The following is a 15,020-nucleotide window of genomic DNA, read 5'->3' as shown; positions in this document are numbered from 1 at the left end:
GGGCCCCCGCTTTCGCGGGGGTGACGGTGGGATTAGTGCGATGACCGTCGCGATGACCGAACGCTCCGCCATCGCCATCGCCACGGCGATCCGCGCCGGCGAGACCAGCGCGCTCGCCGAGACGGAGGCCGCGATCGCCCGGATCGAGGCGCGCGACGGACCGATCAACGCGGTCGTCGTGCGCGATTTCGACCGGGCGCGGGAACAAGCGCGCGCGGCCGACCGCCGGCTGGCGGCTGGCGAGACCGGACCGCTGCTCGGCGTGCCGATGACGGTCAAGGAGAGTTTCGACGTCGCCGGGCTCAGGACCACCTGGGGACTGGAGGCCGCGCGCGATTTCGTCGCGCAGGCCGATGCCGAGGCGGTGCGCCGCTTGAAGCGTGCCGGCGCGGTCATCCTGGGCAAGACCAACGTGCCGCCGCTGCTCGCCGACCTGCAATCGGACAATCCGATCTATGGCCGCACCAACAACCCGCATCATCCCGAGCGCGTCGCGGGCGGGTCGTCGGGCGGCGCGGCGGCGGCGCTGGCGGCGGGGATGGTGCCGCTCGAACTCGGCAGCGACATCGGCGGGTCGATCCGGGTGCCGGCCGCATTCAACGGCGTCTGGGGGCACAAGCCGACGTTCGGTGCCCTCTCCCGCGACGGGCATTATTTCCCCGGCACCGACGGCGCGCCGGGCGAACTGTCGGTGATCGGCCCGATGGCGCGCGATCCGGACGACCTGGCGCTGGCGCTCGACATCCTCGCCGATCATCCGCTGGCGCAGGCCGCTGATCGCTCGCCGAGCGGCTGGCGCGTGCTGGTGCTGGACGGTCATCCGCTCGCCCCCGTCGCGTCGTCGATGGCAGAGGCGATCGACCGGCTGGCGAATGCGCTCCACGCGGCGGGCGTCATGGTCGACCGGCACAGCGACCTGCTGCCCGATCTCGTCGCGCAGCACCGCGATTACTGGAAGATGCTCAACATCACGATCATGCGTGGGCAGCCGCCCGAGGGGACGCCGCCGGCGACGCTGATCGAGTGGTTCGACCTGCGCGACCGCCAGGCCCGCAACAAGCGCGCCTGGGCGCGGCTGTTCGCGCAGTATGACGCGGTGATCGCGCCCAATCTCGGCATCACCGCCTTTCCGCACGACGCAACCCCGATCCCGGAGCGGATGGTCACGGTGAACGGCGAGCCGACCCCGTTCGGCGCGCAGTTCGCCTTTCCCGGGCTCGCGACCTTCCCGATGCTGCCCGCGACCAGCTTCCCAATCGCCACCGACCCCGACGGCCTGCCGATCGGCGTGCAGGCGATCGCCGACACCTATCAGGACCACACCGCCATCGCCGTCGCACGGCTGGCGCATGGAGTAATGCGATGAGCGACCTCGATACCTTCCGCCAGGAAACCCGCGCGTGGCTGGAGGCGAACTGCCCGCCGGAGATGCGCGAGCCGATGCGGAGCGAGAAAGACGCCGTGTGGGGCGGCCGCGACCAGTCGATGCTGAGCCCGGCGCAGAAAGCGTGGATGGACGCGATGGGCGCGCGCGGCTGGACCGTGCCCGACTGGCCCAAGGAATATGGCGGCGGCGGGCTGAGCCCGGCCGAAAGCAAGGTGCTGCGCGAGGAAATGCGCGCGATGGGATGCCGCAACCCGCTCAACAGCTTCGGCATCTCGATGCTCGGCCCGGCGTTGCTGAAATACGGCAACGAGGCGCAGAAGAAGGAGCATCTGCCCAGGATCGCGCGTGGCGAAATCCGCTGGTGCCAGGGCTATTCGGAACCCAATGCCGGGTCCGACCTTGCCGCGCTGGCGACCAGCGCGGAGGACAAGGGCGACCATTTCCTGGTCAACGGGCAGAAGGTCTGGACAAGCTACGCCGACAAGGCCGACTGGATCTTCTGCCTCGTCCGCACCGACAAGTCGGTCAAGCAGGCCGGGATCAGCTTCCTGCTGTTCGACATGGCCTCGCCCGGCGTCTCGACCAGGCCGATCCTGCTCATCAGTGGCTATTCGCCGTTCTGCGAGACGTTCTTCGACAATGTGACGGTGCCCAAGGAGAACCTGGTCCACGAGCTCAACAAGGGCTGGGACGTCGCCAAATACCTGCTCGGGCACGAGCGCGAGATGATCTCCGGCATGGGGCTGGGCCTGTCGAGCGGCGGGACGCTGGTCGGCACCGCGCTCGACCGGCTCGGGCTCGACGCGCAGGGCCGCCTCGCCGACCCGATCCTGCGCGGCCAGATCGCATTGCACGAAGTTCGCGCGCGGGCCTTCAGCGCGATGTCGGAGAAGTTCATCGACGATCTCAAGGCGGGCAAGGCGCATCCCGCGCAGCCCAGCATGATGAAATATTACGGCACCGAACTGAACAAGTCGCGCCACGAGCTGGAGATGGCGGCCGGCGGATCGGATGCGGTCGAATGGGAGAGCGAACGCTCCGACGGCGGCCGTGCCCCGCGTGCATGGCTGCGCACTAAGGCCAATTCGATCGAGGGCGGAACCAGCGAGGTCCAGCTCAACATCATCTCGAAGCGGATTCTGGAATTGCCGGACCGGTAATCAAGACAATAGCCGTCACCCCGACTTTGTGCCGGGGTCCACTCAATCCACCGGTGCTTTGGTCGAGAGGCTCGGTGGAACCCGGCCCAAGGCCGGGGCGACGAACAGGAACGATGGATGCCTTTGTATTTGAACGACGAACAGGCGATGCTGCGCGATACTGCGAAGGATTTCGTCGCCGAACACGCGCCCGTGCAGCATATGCGGCACTTGCGCGACGCAAACGACGTCACCGGGTTCAGTCGCGACCTGTGGAAGCAGTTCGCCGAAATGGGCTTCACCGGCATCCTGATCGGCGAGGATCAGGGCGGGCTCGGGCTCGGCCATGTCGAGGCGGGCGTGGTGCTGGAGGAGATCGGCCGCAACCTGTCGCCGTCCCCGTTCCTCGCCACCGCCGTCGCCGCGGTCGAAGCGCTGAAGGGCACCGCGCAGGCGGCGCGCTACTTCCCCGGCATCGTCGCGGGTGAGACCGTCGCCGCGCTGGCGATCGACGAGGGGCCGAAGTTCCGCGACGCCGTATCGCTCACGGCCGAGCGGTCGGGCAACGGCTTCCGTCTGTCGGGCAAGAAGCAGTTCGTGACGCACGGCCATGTCGCCGACCTCATCATCGTCGCCGCGCGCACCGCTGGGTCGGCCGACGATCGCGACGGCGTGACGCTGTTCGCGATCGACAAGAGCGCCGCCGGCCTGACCGCCGAAGCCGAGCGGCTGGCCGATTCGAGCATCGCGGCACGGCTCGCGTTCGACAATGTCGAGGTCACTGCCGACGCGGTGATCGGCGAGGTCGATGCCGGCCGCGATCCACTCGACCGCCTGCTCCGCGCCGGGCGCACGGGGGCGGCGGCCGAATTGCTCGGCGTCGGCGGCGGCGCGATGGACCTGACCGTCGATTACCTGAAACAGCGCAAGCAGTTCGGCGTCGTCATCGGCACGTTCCAGGCGCTCCAGCACCGCGCGGCGCACCTCTATGCCGAGCTCGAGGTCGCCCGCGCCGCGACGTTGAAAGCGCAGCAACTGCTCGACGCCGGTTCGCCCCAGGCCGACGAGGCGGTATCGGTCGCCAAGGCGCAGGCGTCGCTCGCCGCGATGCTGGGGGTGCAGGAAGGCGTGCAGATGCACGGCGGCATCGGCATGACCGACGAATATGATATCGGCTTCTACATGAAGCGCCAGCGCGTACTGGCCGAGATGTTCGGCGACGCGAACTACCACGCCGACCGATTGGCGCGCGCGGCGGGGTATTGAGCCGCCCGTTCTCCTGCGACAGCAGGAGCCCAGGGTTACCAGCGACGCCGCCTGTGGCTCTGGGTTCCTGCTTTCGCTGGAACGCTGCTAAGGAACCAGCATGGCCGAAGAAGACCCAACCCCTCGCCCGCCGCGCACGCCCGAGCAGCTCGTCGCCGGGCTGGTCGACCTGCTCGATGTCGAGGAGCTCGATACCGACCTGTATCGCGGCGCGCGGCTGCCCGGTGGTCGCGGGCGCGTGTTCGGCGGGCAGGTGATCGGCCAGGCGCTCCAGGCGGCGCAGCGTTCGACCGAGGGCAAGGCGGCGCACTCGCTCCACGCCTATTTCATGCGCGCCGGCGACGACGCGTTGCCGATCGTATATCGCGTCGTGCGCGATTTCGACGGCCGGAGCTTCGCGACGCGCCGCGTCATCGCGACCCAGAACGGCCAGCCCATCCTCAACCTCGCCGCCAGCTTCCAGGTCGCCGAGGACGGCTTCCATCACCAGGACGCGTTCCCCGCCAACATTCCCCCGCCCGAGGGCCTGAAATCGGACGCCGAACTGCGCGTCGACGCCGCGAAGGACTTGCCCGAGGAGCATCGCCAGCGGTTCCTGCGCTGGTCCAGCCCGATCGAGGTGCGCCCACTCTATCCGCGCAACTGGGTCGCGCCCGACGTGCGCGAGCCGGTCAACTACACCTGGATCCGTGCGGTCGCGCCGCTCGACGCCGACCCGGCGATGCACCGCGCCGTCCTGGCCTATGCCAGCGACATGGGGCTGATGGCGACGAGCATGATGCCACACGGCGTCAACTGGATGACGCCGGGGATGCAGACCGCCAGCCTGGACCACGCCATGTGGTTTCACGAGCCGTTCCGCGCCGACGAGTGGCTGCTCTACGCGATGGACGCGCCGTGGGCCGGGCATGGCCGTGGCATCAACCGCGGGCGCATTTTCACGCGCGACGGCCGCCTGATCGCGAGCACCGCGCAGGAAGGGCTGATCCGCAGGCGCACGCCACGCGACTGATCCCCGCCGGCGGCGCGGTCAGATCGGCGCGCCGTCGTCGCTTTCGTATAGCGTCAGGTCGCGGTCGGTGATGCCGAGCGTCGCGAATTGCGCGCGCCACGCCGCCATATGCGGTGTCGTGAAATGCGCGTCGAGCGCGGCGCGGTCGCGCCACCGCTCGCTGACATGGATGACGCGCGGGTCGAGTACGTCCTGCGCGTAGCTGTACGCCAGGCATCCATCCTCCGCGCGGCTCGCCGCCAGCATCGCCACCATTGCCGGCCGCGCCGCATCGAGCGCGCCGTTGGGGATGCGCACCGTTCCCATGATGAGCAAGGTCATACCGCGGTCCGTCCATATTCCTGCTTGGTCACCGGGTGGCTCGACGACAGGCCGCCGTCGACCGCGATCGCCTGGCCGTTGACGTAGCTCGCGGCGTCGCTGGCGAGGAAGGCGGCGACTTCGGCCAGTTCCTCGGGCTGCGCGCCACGCCGCAGTGGGTTAAGCCGGCCGACCCGGTCCATCTTGCCAGCATCCCGCGCATAATCGAAGGTCGGCTTGGTCATGCCGGTCTCGGTCAAACCGGGGCAGATCGCGTTGACGCGGACGTTCGATCCCGACAGCTGCTGCGCCGCGGTCATCGCCAGGTTGATGACCCCAGCCTTCGATGCCGAATAGGCCGGCGAGCCTGCGCCGGAACGGATGCCGGCGACGCTGGCGGTCAGCACAATCGCGCCGCCGCCCCGCTCCGCGATTTTCGGCGCGGCGTGCTTGATCGCGAGGTACGGGCCGATCAGGTTGACGCGCAACACCTCCGAGATCAGCTCGACATCGGTGTCGAAGATGTTGGCCACGCCGCCCGAAATCCCGGCATTGGCGAACATGATGTCGAGCCCACCGAACCGCTCGACCGCCAGATCGACGGTGCGGACGACGTCATCCTCAAGCCCTGCGTCGATCTCGATCGCGACCGCCTGGCCGCCGGCGTCGAGGATCATCCGCGCGGTTTCCTCCGCACCCTTGGTCCGGTCGGCGACGATCACCCGCCCGCCTTCGCGCGCGAACAGAAGGGCGGTGGCGCGGCCGATACCCGAGCCCGCGCCGGTGACGATGATCGATTTGTCGGTAAACCTTGCCATTTTCATCCTCCGTCATGCCGGGCTTGTCCCGGCATCTACCGGGCGGCTTGGCCCGCCGTTGAAACTCTCGTCCCACGCTCGCGGCATGGTGGATCCCGGCACGAGGTCGGGATGACGGACAATCTAGATCGTCACGCCGACATCCATCACGATTGTCTGGCCCGTGGTGAACGCCGCCGCGCGCGACGCCAGGAACACGACGCCGCCGGCAATGTCCGCCGGCTCGCCGATGCGACGGAGCGGGACCGAACGGTTGGCCGCGTTCTGCCGCGCCGGATCCTCCCACAGCGCGCGAGCGAAGTCGGTCTTGACCAGGCCCGGCGCGATGCAGTTCACCCGGACATTGTCGGGGCCATATTCGTGCGCGAGATTGCGCGCGAGTTGCATGTCGGCCGCTTTCGAAATGCAATAGGCGCCGATCTGGGGCGATCCGCGAAGTCCCCCGATCGACGAGACAATGATGATCGCGCCGTCGCGGCGCTCGCGCATCTCCGGCGCGACCATCGATATAAGCCAATGGTTCGACACGATATTGTTGTCGAGGATTTTGCGGAACTGCTCGTCGCTGATGTCCGCCTGCGGGCCGTAATAGGGGTTGGACGCGGCGTTGCAGACCAGCACATCGATCCGCGCGAACGCCGCCCGCGTCTTGTCGACGAGATACTGCAGCGCCGCCTTGTCGGAGATGTTGGCGGCGACCGCGATCGCGGTGCCGTCGCCGTATGTCGCGTTGATCTCCGCCGCGACCGCGTCGCACGCGTCCTGCTTGCGACTCGAGATGACGACCTTCGCGCCATGCTCGGCGAGTTCGAACGCCGACGCCTTGCCGATCCCCTTCGACGATCCGGTGACGATCGCGATCTTGCCGGTCAGGTCGAACAGCGACATTTTCTCTCCTCCCATCTCGTCACCCCGGCGAAGGCCGGGGCCGTTGGCGAAGGCGCGATGCGGCCAGCGATCCCGGCCTGCGCCGAGGACGCGGTACCCTCGACGATGCGCTTCTTGATGCCCTGGACGATGCCGGTCAGCCGGAACAGGTTGTAGGCGAAGTACCAGTTGAGGTCGGGCACCCCGTCGCGCCCCGTCGCGGCGCAGTAGCGCGCGACCATGTCGTCGATCGTCGGGATGCCGCTGTCGCCGCCGGCCTTGCCCAGGATGCCCGACCGTCCCTCCGGCACGGTCACCCAGCTCATCAGGAAATAGCTGAAATCGGCCAGCGGATCGCCCAGCGTCGACAGTTCCCAGTCGAGCAGCGCGATCACGCGCGGTTCGGTCGCGTGGAACATCATGTTGTCGATGCGGTAGTCGCCATGGACGATCGACCTGCGTGTCTGCTCGGGAATCGTGCGCGGCAAATACTCGATCAGGCTTTCGACCGCCGGCATGTGTTCGGTTTCGGCCAGCTTGTACTGCTTCGTCCAGCGCGCGACCTGGCGTTCGAAATAATTGCCGGGTTTGCCATATTCGCCGAGCCCTGCGGCGACATGATCGGTGTTGTGGAGCGCGGCGAGCGTGTCGCACATCGCGTTGTAGATGCCGGTCCGCTCCGCCGGCGTGTAATCGGGCAGCGTCCCGTCCCATAGGCTCCGCCCGTCGGCGAAACCCATGACGTAAAAGTCGGTGCCGATGACGGCCGGGTCGGTGCACAGGCCATAGGGCCGCGCGACCGGGAAGCCGGTCGGGTACAGCCCCGCGATCACGCGATATTCGCGATCGACGGCGTGCGCCGAGGGGAGCAGATTGCCGAACGGCTTGCGACGGAGGACATAGTCGCCCGATGCCGCGCTCAGTTTGTAGGTCGGGTTGGATTGGCCGCCGGCGAACTTGGTGTAGTCGAGCGGGCCGGCGAACCCGGCAACGTTCGCCGCCATCCACGCGGCCAGCCGGTCGAGGTCGAGCGCGTTCCTCTCGTCGACCGCAACCGTCTTGGGGGCGTCGTCGGGATGCGCCGTCGTCATAAAACCCTCCCGTCACCCCCGCGCAAGCGGGGGCCCATCTCGTGCCCGTCCCACCCAGCGCAACGGTCGGGAGATGGGTCCCCGCTTGCGCGGGGATGACGAGGGCCGGTCGGCATCATCCGAACACGATCACGCTACGCGCAGCATCGCCCTTGCGCAGTTCGTCGAACGCATGGTTGATCCGCTCCAGCGGCATCCGCTCGGCGATGATCGAGTCGAGGTCGAGCAGCCCGCGCAGGTAGAAATCGACCAGCCGGGGAATATCGACCGGGAAGCGGTTGCCGCCCATCAGCCCGCCCTGCAATTTCTTCGAGCCGAGCAGGTCGAGCGCCGACAGCCCGACCTTGCTGCCGAGCGGCATCATGCCGAGGATCGTCGCGGTGCCGCCGCGCCGCAGCACCTTGACCGCGGTTTCCGCCGACGCCTCGCGCCCGACCGCCTCGATCGCATGATGGACACCGCCTTTGGTCAGCTCGACTACCTCGCCGACCGTACCGTCGGCGGTCGCATCGAAGCTGTGCGTCGCGCCGAGCTTTTCGGCCAGGGCGCGTTTCTCCGGCACCGGGTCGAGCGCGATGATCTTGCCCGCGCCCGCGATCTTGGCGGCGTTGACCGCGGCCAGGCCGATCCCGCCGCAGCCAACCACGCAGACGGTCTCGCCTGGCGTCACCGGGCTCGAATTGAACACTGCCCCCGCCCCCGTCGTGACCGCACAGCCGAGCAGCGCCGCGCGGTCGAGCGGCATGTCGGTATCAACGCGCACGCAGGCATGTTCGTGGACCAGCATCATCTCGGCATAGGCCGACAGGTTGAGCATCTGATGGACCGGCGCGCCGTCCATCGACAGGCGCGGCTCGCTGCCCTGCTGCCGTCGCACCTCGGCCGAGACGCACAACGACATGCGGCCCGACACGCAGAACTCGCAATGGCCGCAGAAGGCCGACAGGCAGGTCACGACCGCGTCGCCCGGCTTGACCGTGTGGACCTCGCTGCCGACCGCCTCGACGATGCCGGCTGCTTCATGGCCGGGGATGGCGGGCAGCGGCGTCGGATAGGCGCCATCGACGAAATGCAGGTCGGAGCGGCATACGCCGCATGCGGCTGTCCGGATCAGCACCTCGTGCGGGCCAGGCTTGGCCACGTCGACGTCGCGGATTTCGAGCGGCTGCTTCGCCTCGAACAAAACGGCTGCCTTCAACTTGCTCTTCCCTTCGTCACCCCGGCCTTGTGTCGGGGTCCACCGTGCCATCCGCTTCGGTGGAAATTGCTGCGCGGTGGATGCCGGAACAAGTCCGGCATGACGGATAAGCGTTAGCGGCTGACCCCGATATCCCCGCTCGACGGCAGGTCGGTGCGATAGTCGCCATATTTGCCGAACTCGTTCCGGGCGATCGCGCGGTTGTGCACTTCGTCCGGCCCGTCGGCGAAGCGCAAAGTTCGCATCGCCGCCCATTGGTGCGCGAGCGGGAAGTCGTCGCTGACGCCGCCGCCGCCATGCGCCTGGATCGCATCGTCCAGAATCTGCAACGCCATGGTCGGCGCCTGCACCTTTATCATCGCGATCTCGAGCTGGGCCGACTTGTTGCCGGCCTTATCCATCATGTCGGCGGCCTTGAGGCAGAGCAGCCGGGTCATCTCGATGTCGATCCGCGCGCGCGCGATGCGCTGTTCCCAAATCGAATGGTCGGCGATCCGCTTGCCGAATGCGACGCGGCTCAGCAGGCGCTTGGCCATCGCCTCGATCGCGGTCTCGGCGGTGCCGATCGTGCGCATGCAGTGATGGATGCGCCCCGGCCCGAGCCGGCCCTGCGCGATCTCGAAGCCGCGCCCCTCGCCGAGCAGGATGTTCTCGACCGGCACGCGGACATTCTCCAGCAGCACCTGACCATGCCCGTGCGGCGCGTGGTCGTAGCCATAGACCGACAGCATCCGCTCGATCGTCACGCCGGGCGCGTCCATCGGGACGAGGATCTGGCTCTGCTGCTGGTGCCGCTTGTTGTCGGGATTGGTCTTGCCCATCACGATCGCGACGGCGCAGCGCGGATCGCCGACGCCCGACGACCACCATTTGCGCCCGTTGATGACGTAGTGATCGCCATCGCGGACCATGCTGGTCTCGATATTGGTCGCGTCGGACGAGGCGACCGCCGGCTCGGTCATCAGGAAGGCGGAACGAATCTCGCCATTCATCAGCGGCTTGAGCCAGCGCTCCTTCTGCTCGCGCGTGCCGTAGCGGTGGAACACTTCCATGTTGCCGGTGTCGGGTGCCGAGCAGTTGAAACATTCGGACGCCCAGCCGATCCTGCCCATCTCTTCCGCACAAAGGGCGTATTCGAGGTTGGTGAGCTGCGTCCCTTCGAACTCGAAGCTGTCGTCGACGTGAGTCTGGCCCGAATGCGGCGGCATGAAGAAATTCCACAGCCCCTGCGCCCTGGCGATCGCCTTCACCTCTTCGATCACCGGCAGCACCTTCCAGCGATCCCCCTCGTGCGATTGCTCGTGATAGAGGTGGTTGCGGGGCGCGATTTCCTTGTCGATGAACGCCTTCACCCGGTCGCGGAAATAGGTCTCGCGCTCGCTCAACGTGAAGTCCATCGCATCGCTCTCCTGTGGCTGTAGGCGAGTCGGGTATACCGTACCGCATTTTCGGTAAAGCCGTTCTCGCGTCCTTTTGATATGTGAACGAAAAAACGAAAAGATGCAGCCGTCACGATTATGAAACCGCTGGTCCTGTCCTTCGAACCTGTTAGGATCGACCGATGGGGCACGTAGAAATCGCCGACGTCGAAGAAGTCCGGACCAAGCGATTCCGCGCCAAGCGCGACGCCATCCTCGCCGCCGCGTCCGAAGCGATCAACGAGCAGAGCGCGAAGGGCATGACCTTCGCCGACGTCGCGCGGCGGGTCGGGCTGAACACGACCAGCGTGACCTATTATTTCAAGCGCAAGGAAGATCTGGCGCAGGCGTGTTTCGAACACACGCTGGAAGTGCTGGGCGAGATGCTCGACGCCGCGCATGCCGAGCCGACCGCAGAGGCGCGGGTCGCCCGCTACGTCGCGCTCAACATGGTGCGGTACGCACGGATTCGCGAGCATGACGAGCGCGCGCTCGCCTCGCTGTCCGACCTGCGCGCGATGGAGGAGCCGATGCTCGGCCGGCTGATGGCCGGCTGGCGCGACGTGTTCCGCCGCACGCGCGCGCTGTGGGGCGAGCCCGCCGATCGCCGGCAGAAGGATCTGAACGGCGCGCGCGCGCACGTCCTGCTGGAGAATACGTTCTGGATTCCGGCCTGGATCGAACGCTACGACCTCGACCAGTTCGACCGAGTCGAGGCGCGGCTGATGGACATGTTCCGCCATGGTTTCGCCGGACCGGGCGCGCGCTGGGAGCCGACCCTGCTCGACGTCGAGCATGAGGAAGCGGAACCGGGGCGCGAGGCGTTCCTGCGCGCGGCCACCCGGCTGACCAACGAACTCGGCTATCGCGGTGCCAGCGTGCAGCGGATCGCGTCGGAACTGAACGTCACCAAGGGCAGCTTCTACCACCATCTGGACGCGAAGGACGACCTCATCATCCAGTGCTTCAAGCGCAGCTTCGACATGATCGTCGAGGTGCAGCAAGCCGGCGACACCGCCGGCGGCGACTGGTGGCACCGTCTGTCGAGCATCGTCGCGACCTTGCTCGATGTGCAATTCTCGGAGCGCGGGCCGCTGTTGCGCACCACCGCGCTCAACGGCCTGCCGACGCCGGTGCGGCGCGCGATGATCGACCGGTCGGACCGGATCGCGCGGCGCTATGCCGGGATGCTGTCCGATGGTGCGGCCGAGGGATCGCTCCGCCCGGTCGACCCGATGATCGTCGCGCAGTCGCTGATGGCATTGCAAAACGCGGCGTTCGACATGCGCAAATGGGCGAGCACGATGCCGCGGGACCGCGCGGTGAAATATTACGCCTCGACGCTGGCATTCGGGCTTTTTGACGACGGCATAGTCGGCTGAAATCGTCGCCCCGGCGGAGGCCGGGGCCGCTATATGTGGTTCGAGGGTTCGCCAACAAAAACCCGGCGGCCCCGGCCTTCGCCGGGGCGACGAAGCGTCACCGCAGAGCACCCGCTTTTGAATTACCCTCGTCGCCCCGGACTTGATCCGGGTCCCGCTTCTTCCTGCGTCCGATACGAAAGAGCGAAACTCCGGCTCTAGGCCGGAGTTTCGGGCATATTTGACAGCCGCTCCCACCCACGAACCAGCCCGGCGCGGAGTAAATCCGCGCCGTCGGCCGATGCTGCGCATCGCCAGCCGGGCTCTCGGCCCGGCGTGGCCGGGCGCGGAATAGCGACGCTATTTCGCGGCCGCTAGCCTAGAACTTGCCCCTCAAGGTAATCCCGTACGTCCGCGGCTCCGCCAGGAACGCCGAGAAGATCTGCGCCCCGCCAGGATAGCGCGAGTCGGGCGTGAACGTCGCGGTGCTGGCCCCCGCCTGGAACGGCGAGCTGAATGCGACCTGCGTGTAGTTCGTGTTGAGCAGGTTCTGCGCCCACAATTCGATCGAGAAGCGATCGTCCTTGCCGCGCAGGCCCACGCGCGCGTTCATCACGAAATAGCCGTCCTGCGCCTTTTGCGGGAACAGGTCGGAGCCCGTGTTAAAATCGCTCGTCAGGCGCCCATCGACGTAGAACAGCGCGCTCAGCCCGGTGTCGCCGATCGGCGGCGTCCACGACACGCCCATCGTCGTCACCGTGCGCGGCGCGTTGGACATCTGGTTCCCCGGCAGCATGCGTAGCGCCGGATCGAGCGGCACCCCGGCGGCGTTGCCGACCAAGTTGTTGCGGTACCGCGTGTCGGCCAGCGTGAAACCGGCATTGACGCTGAAATAGCGCGAGGGATTGAGGACCGCTTCTAGCTCGACGCCCTGCGACACGACGCCGGCTTTCGTCTTGCCGGTGCAGGCGCCGGTGCTCGCGCTGGTGTCGCGATCCGCCCCATTCAGGCTGGTCGAGCACGCATCGATGTTCTGCACCAGGAAGACCGACCCATTGAACGTGTTCAGCTGGAAATTGCTGAACAGCTGACGGAACGCGGCGATGTTCAGGCTGAACGCACGCGACGAATATTTCGCGCCGAGCTCGAGCGCGTCGTTGGTCTCCGGCGCGAATTGCAGGTTGCCGGCCACCGCCTGCGCGCCGCCGACCGAGGCGAAAGTCGGGATCGGGTTCTTCAACGCCGACGGATCGAGGTTGAAGCCGCCCGCCTTGTAGCCGCGCGCGTAGCTCGCATAGACCAGCAGGCGCGGGTTGACCTTGTACGACAGGATCCCGGTCCCGGTCAGGCGGTTTTCGGACCGGCTGCCGTTGACGCTGACGCCGTTCAGCTCGCTGGTCGAATTGCCCTGGCAGGTCAGACCGAGCAGGCCGCCGAACAACGCCGGCGACAGGTTGAGATAGGGCAGCAACGCCGCCTGCTGCGCCGGGCACGCCGTATTGTTGTTGGCAAACGTACCGTTCAGTTTCTTGCTCTCGTGCGTGTAGCGCAGGCCGACCGTCAGCTTCAGGCCCGGCGCAACCTCGAAGATGTTGTGCGTGAAGAAGGCGTAATTCTGCTCCTTCTGATTGAGCACCGATCCGGTCTGGCCGACATTGTTGACGCTGTCGAGGCGATCGAACCCGCCGGCCACGACGGCGCCCAGCGCGCCGAACGTGGGGATCAGGTTCGCGCGCAACGCCGCCAGCGTCGTCGGCGCGAGGCAATCGGGATTGCCCGCGCTGAACGATCCGAACACCGCTGCGGCCAGTCGGCACGTCGCGAACCGGCCATATTGCGAGCCGAACTTCAGGTTGTCGCGGACTTGCAGGTCCTCGTGCCCGTAATAACCGCCGATCAGCCAGTCGAGCTTGCCGCCGAGCGTCTGCCCCTGCAGCCGCAATTCCTGGCTGAACGTCTTGAACTGGCGCGCGCCGGCGTCGCGACCGGGCGCGCGGTACAGGATGTCGACATAGGAATAGTCGGTGTCCGACGCCTGGTAATTCTCATACCCGCGATAGGCGGTGATCGAGGTCAGCTTGGTGTTTCCACCGAACTCGTAATTGAGCTCGCCAGACACGCCCCAATCGACCGTCCGCCCCGCCGACGAGCGGCCCGGCGAGAGATAGACGTTGCGCGAATAGGGATTGCTGAACGCCGCGGTCGGCTGGCCCAGCGCGGTCAGCACCGGGATGATCGTGTTGGCGTTGGTCAGCAGGTTCTGGTTCGCCGGCGCCACCGTCTCGTTGATATAGACGGCGGTGCAGCACGCCTCGTCGCGGTGCGTGTAGTCGCCGATCAGGCGGAACGACAATTGGCTCGACGGCTGGAACAGCAATTGGCCACGGACGAAATAGCGGTTGCGGTCGTTGACCCGCGAGCCATCGGTCAGGTTCTTGTAGAAGCCGTCGCGCGACACGTAGACGCCGTCGACGCGCGCCGCGACCGTCTCGCTCAGCGGCACGTTCACGTTGCCCGCGAACCGCCAGTAATTGTAATTGCCGTAGGTGACTTCGCCACCCGCGCCGAAATCGAACGCCGGCTTCTTCGAATAGATGCTGATGATGCCGGCCGACGCGTTGCGCCCGAACAACGTGCCCTGCGGCCCGCGCAGCACCTCGATCCGGTCGATGTCGCCGAGTTCGTTCAGGCCGATGCCCGAACGCGAGCGATAGACGCCGTCGACGAACACCGCGACCGAGCTTTCGAGACCCGGATTGTCGCCGACCGTGCCGATGCCGCGCAGGCGGGCCGAGCCGTTCGATTCGTTGCCGGTCGACGACACGAGCAGCGACGGCGCGATCTGGTTGAGCGCGCGGATGTCGGTCGCGCCCGACTTGGCGAGCGTATCGGCGTTGACCGCCGAAACCGCGACCGGCACGTCGGACAGCTGCTGCGCGCGGCCCTGGGCGGTGACGACGATGTCGTTGCTGGTATCCTGTTCCTCGGTCGGCGTCGTGACCGGCGCGGTGGGGGCGCTCTGGGTCGATTGCGCGACGGCGGGGGTTGCCACGGCGATCGTCACGGCCGATAGCGCGCACGCGCACAGCAAACGGGTCTTGGTCATCCTGCATCTCCCCTTCGGGCGGGCGCGCTTTTCCTCCGGCGCCATACCCACGCATCG

At 67.1% G+C, this 15,020-nt stretch carries 12 protein-coding genes; 5 read left to right on the top strand and 7 right to left on the bottom strand.

Going from position 1 to position 15,020, the window contains the following annotated elements; genetic code table 11:
* Positions 1-40 precede the first annotated feature (40 nt).
* From J0I47_RS02855 to J0I47_RS02840, 4 genes are all read left to right on the top strand, one after another.
* On the top strand, positions 41-1,366 hold the full coding sequence (locus J0I47_RS02855; protein WP_294044928.1) for an amidase family protein: 1,326 nt from the start codon (positions 41-43) through the stop codon (positions 1,364-1,366).
* Positions 1,363-2,547, top strand: coding sequence for an acyl-CoA dehydrogenase family protein (locus J0I47_RS02850; protein WP_294044927.1), 1,185 nt, complete (start codon positions 1,363-1,365; stop codon positions 2,545-2,547). The genes J0I47_RS02855 and J0I47_RS02850 overlap by 4 nt, the downstream gene beginning before the upstream one ends.
* A 117-nt stretch (positions 2,548-2,664) precedes the next feature.
* Positions 2,665-3,792, top strand: a complete 1,128-nt coding sequence (locus tag J0I47_RS02845; RefSeq protein WP_294044926.1) for an acyl-CoA dehydrogenase family protein — start codon at positions 2,665-2,667, stop codon at positions 3,790-3,792.
* Positions 3,793-3,892: 100 nt separating this feature from the next.
* The gene (locus J0I47_RS02840) at positions 3,893-4,804 is read left to right on the top strand and encodes an acyl-CoA thioesterase II (RefSeq protein WP_294044925.1); all 912 of its coding nucleotides are present in this window, start codon (positions 3,893-3,895) and stop codon (positions 4,802-4,804) included.
* Positions 4,805-4,822: 18 nt separating this feature from the next.
* Here J0I47_RS02840 and J0I47_RS02835 read toward each other — a convergent pair whose 3' ends face one another.
* From J0I47_RS02835 to J0I47_RS02810, 6 genes are all read right to left on the bottom strand, one after another.
* Positions 4,823-5,125: a putative quinol monooxygenase gene (locus J0I47_RS02835; protein ID WP_294044924.1), complete on the bottom strand. Its 303-nt coding sequence runs from the start codon at positions 5,123-5,125 to the stop codon at positions 4,823-4,825.
* Positions 5,122-5,922 carry an SDR family oxidoreductase gene (locus tag J0I47_RS02830; protein WP_294044923.1) on the bottom strand — a complete coding sequence of 267 codons (801 nt, stop codon included), beginning with the start codon at positions 5,920-5,922 and terminating at the stop codon, positions 5,122-5,124. Before J0I47_RS02830 ends, J0I47_RS02835 begins: the two co-directional genes overlap by 4 nt.
* A gap of 123 nt (positions 5,923-6,045) precedes the next feature.
* The gene (locus tag J0I47_RS02825; protein WP_294044922.1) at positions 6,046-6,810 is read right to left on the bottom strand and encodes an SDR family oxidoreductase; all 765 of its coding nucleotides are present in this window, start codon (positions 6,808-6,810) and stop codon (positions 6,046-6,048) included.
* Positions 6,792-7,880 carry a phosphotransferase family protein gene (locus J0I47_RS02820; protein WP_294044921.1) on the bottom strand — a complete coding sequence of 363 codons (1,089 nt, stop codon included), beginning with the start codon at positions 7,878-7,880 and terminating at the stop codon, positions 6,792-6,794. Before J0I47_RS02820 ends, J0I47_RS02825 begins: the two co-directional genes overlap by 19 nt.
* A gap of 115 nt (positions 7,881-7,995) precedes the next feature.
* A complete protein-coding gene (locus J0I47_RS02815; RefSeq protein WP_294044920.1) occupies positions 7,996-9,078 on the bottom strand; it encodes a Zn-dependent alcohol dehydrogenase in 1,083 nt (360 codons plus the stop codon).
* A gap of 113 nt (positions 9,079-9,191) precedes the next feature.
* On the bottom strand, positions 9,192-10,475 hold the full coding sequence (locus J0I47_RS02810; RefSeq protein ID WP_294044919.1) for an acyl-CoA dehydrogenase family protein: 1,284 nt from the start codon (positions 10,473-10,475) through the stop codon (positions 9,192-9,194).
* Between the two features lie 164 nt (positions 10,476-10,639).
* Here J0I47_RS02810 and J0I47_RS02805 point away from each other — a divergent pair, with 164 nt between their 5' ends.
* A complete protein-coding gene (locus J0I47_RS02805) occupies positions 10,640-11,878 on the top strand; it encodes a TetR/AcrR family transcriptional regulator (RefSeq protein WP_294044918.1) in 1,239 nt (412 codons plus the stop codon).
* Positions 11,879-12,236: 358 nt separating this feature from the next.
* On the opposite strand, the gene J0I47_RS02800 is transcribed toward J0I47_RS02805, so the two are convergent.
* A complete protein-coding gene (locus tag J0I47_RS02800; RefSeq protein WP_294044917.1) occupies positions 12,237-14,963 on the bottom strand; it encodes a TonB-dependent receptor in 2,727 nt (908 codons plus the stop codon).
* Positions 14,964-15,020 lie beyond the last annotated feature (57 nt).

It is taken from the genome of Sphingomonas sp. (genome assembly GCF_017304635.1).
Lineage (GTDB): Bacteria > Pseudomonadota > Alphaproteobacteria > Sphingomonadales > Sphingomonadaceae > Sphingomonas.
Note: the sequence above shows the minus strand (reverse complement) of the source record. Positions and strands in the feature narration are given on the sequence as shown.

Coding starts and splice junctions, on each gene's coding strand:
- J0I47_RS02855 (WP_294044928.1), top strand. CDS start 41: ATGACCGTCGCGATGACCGAACGCTCCGCCATCGCCATCGCCACGGCG.
- J0I47_RS02840 (WP_294044925.1), top strand. CDS start 3,893: ATGGCCGAAGAAGACCCAACCCCTCGCCCGCCGCGCACGCCCGAGCAG.
- J0I47_RS02805 (WP_294044918.1), top strand. CDS start 10,640: ATGGGGCACGTAGAAATCGCCGACGTCGAAGAAGTCCGGACCAAGCGA.
- J0I47_RS02810 (WP_294044919.1), bottom strand. CDS start 10,475: ATGGACTTCACGTTGAGCGAGCGCGAGACCTATTTCCGCGACCGGGTG.
- J0I47_RS02835 (WP_294044924.1), bottom strand. CDS start 5,125: ATGACCTTGCTCATCATGGGAACGGTGCGCATCCCCAACGGCGCGCTC.
- J0I47_RS02800 (WP_294044917.1), bottom strand. CDS start 14,963: ATGACCAAGACCCGTTTGCTGTGCGCGTGCGCGCTATCGGCCGTGACG.
- J0I47_RS02830 (WP_294044923.1), bottom strand. CDS start 5,922: ATGGCAAGGTTTACCGACAAATCGATCATCGTCACCGGCGCGGGCTCG.
- J0I47_RS02825 (WP_294044922.1), bottom strand. CDS start 6,810: ATGTCGCTGTTCGACCTGACCGGCAAGATCGCGATCGTCACCGGATCG.
- J0I47_RS02820 (WP_294044921.1), bottom strand. CDS start 7,880: ATGACGACGGCGCATCCCGACGACGCCCCCAAGACGGTTGCGGTCGAC.
- J0I47_RS02850 (WP_294044927.1), top strand. CDS start 1,363: ATGAGCGACCTCGATACCTTCCGCCAGGAAACCCGCGCGTGGCTGGAG.
- J0I47_RS02845 (WP_294044926.1), top strand. CDS start 2,665: ATGCCTTTGTATTTGAACGACGAACAGGCGATGCTGCGCGATACTGCG.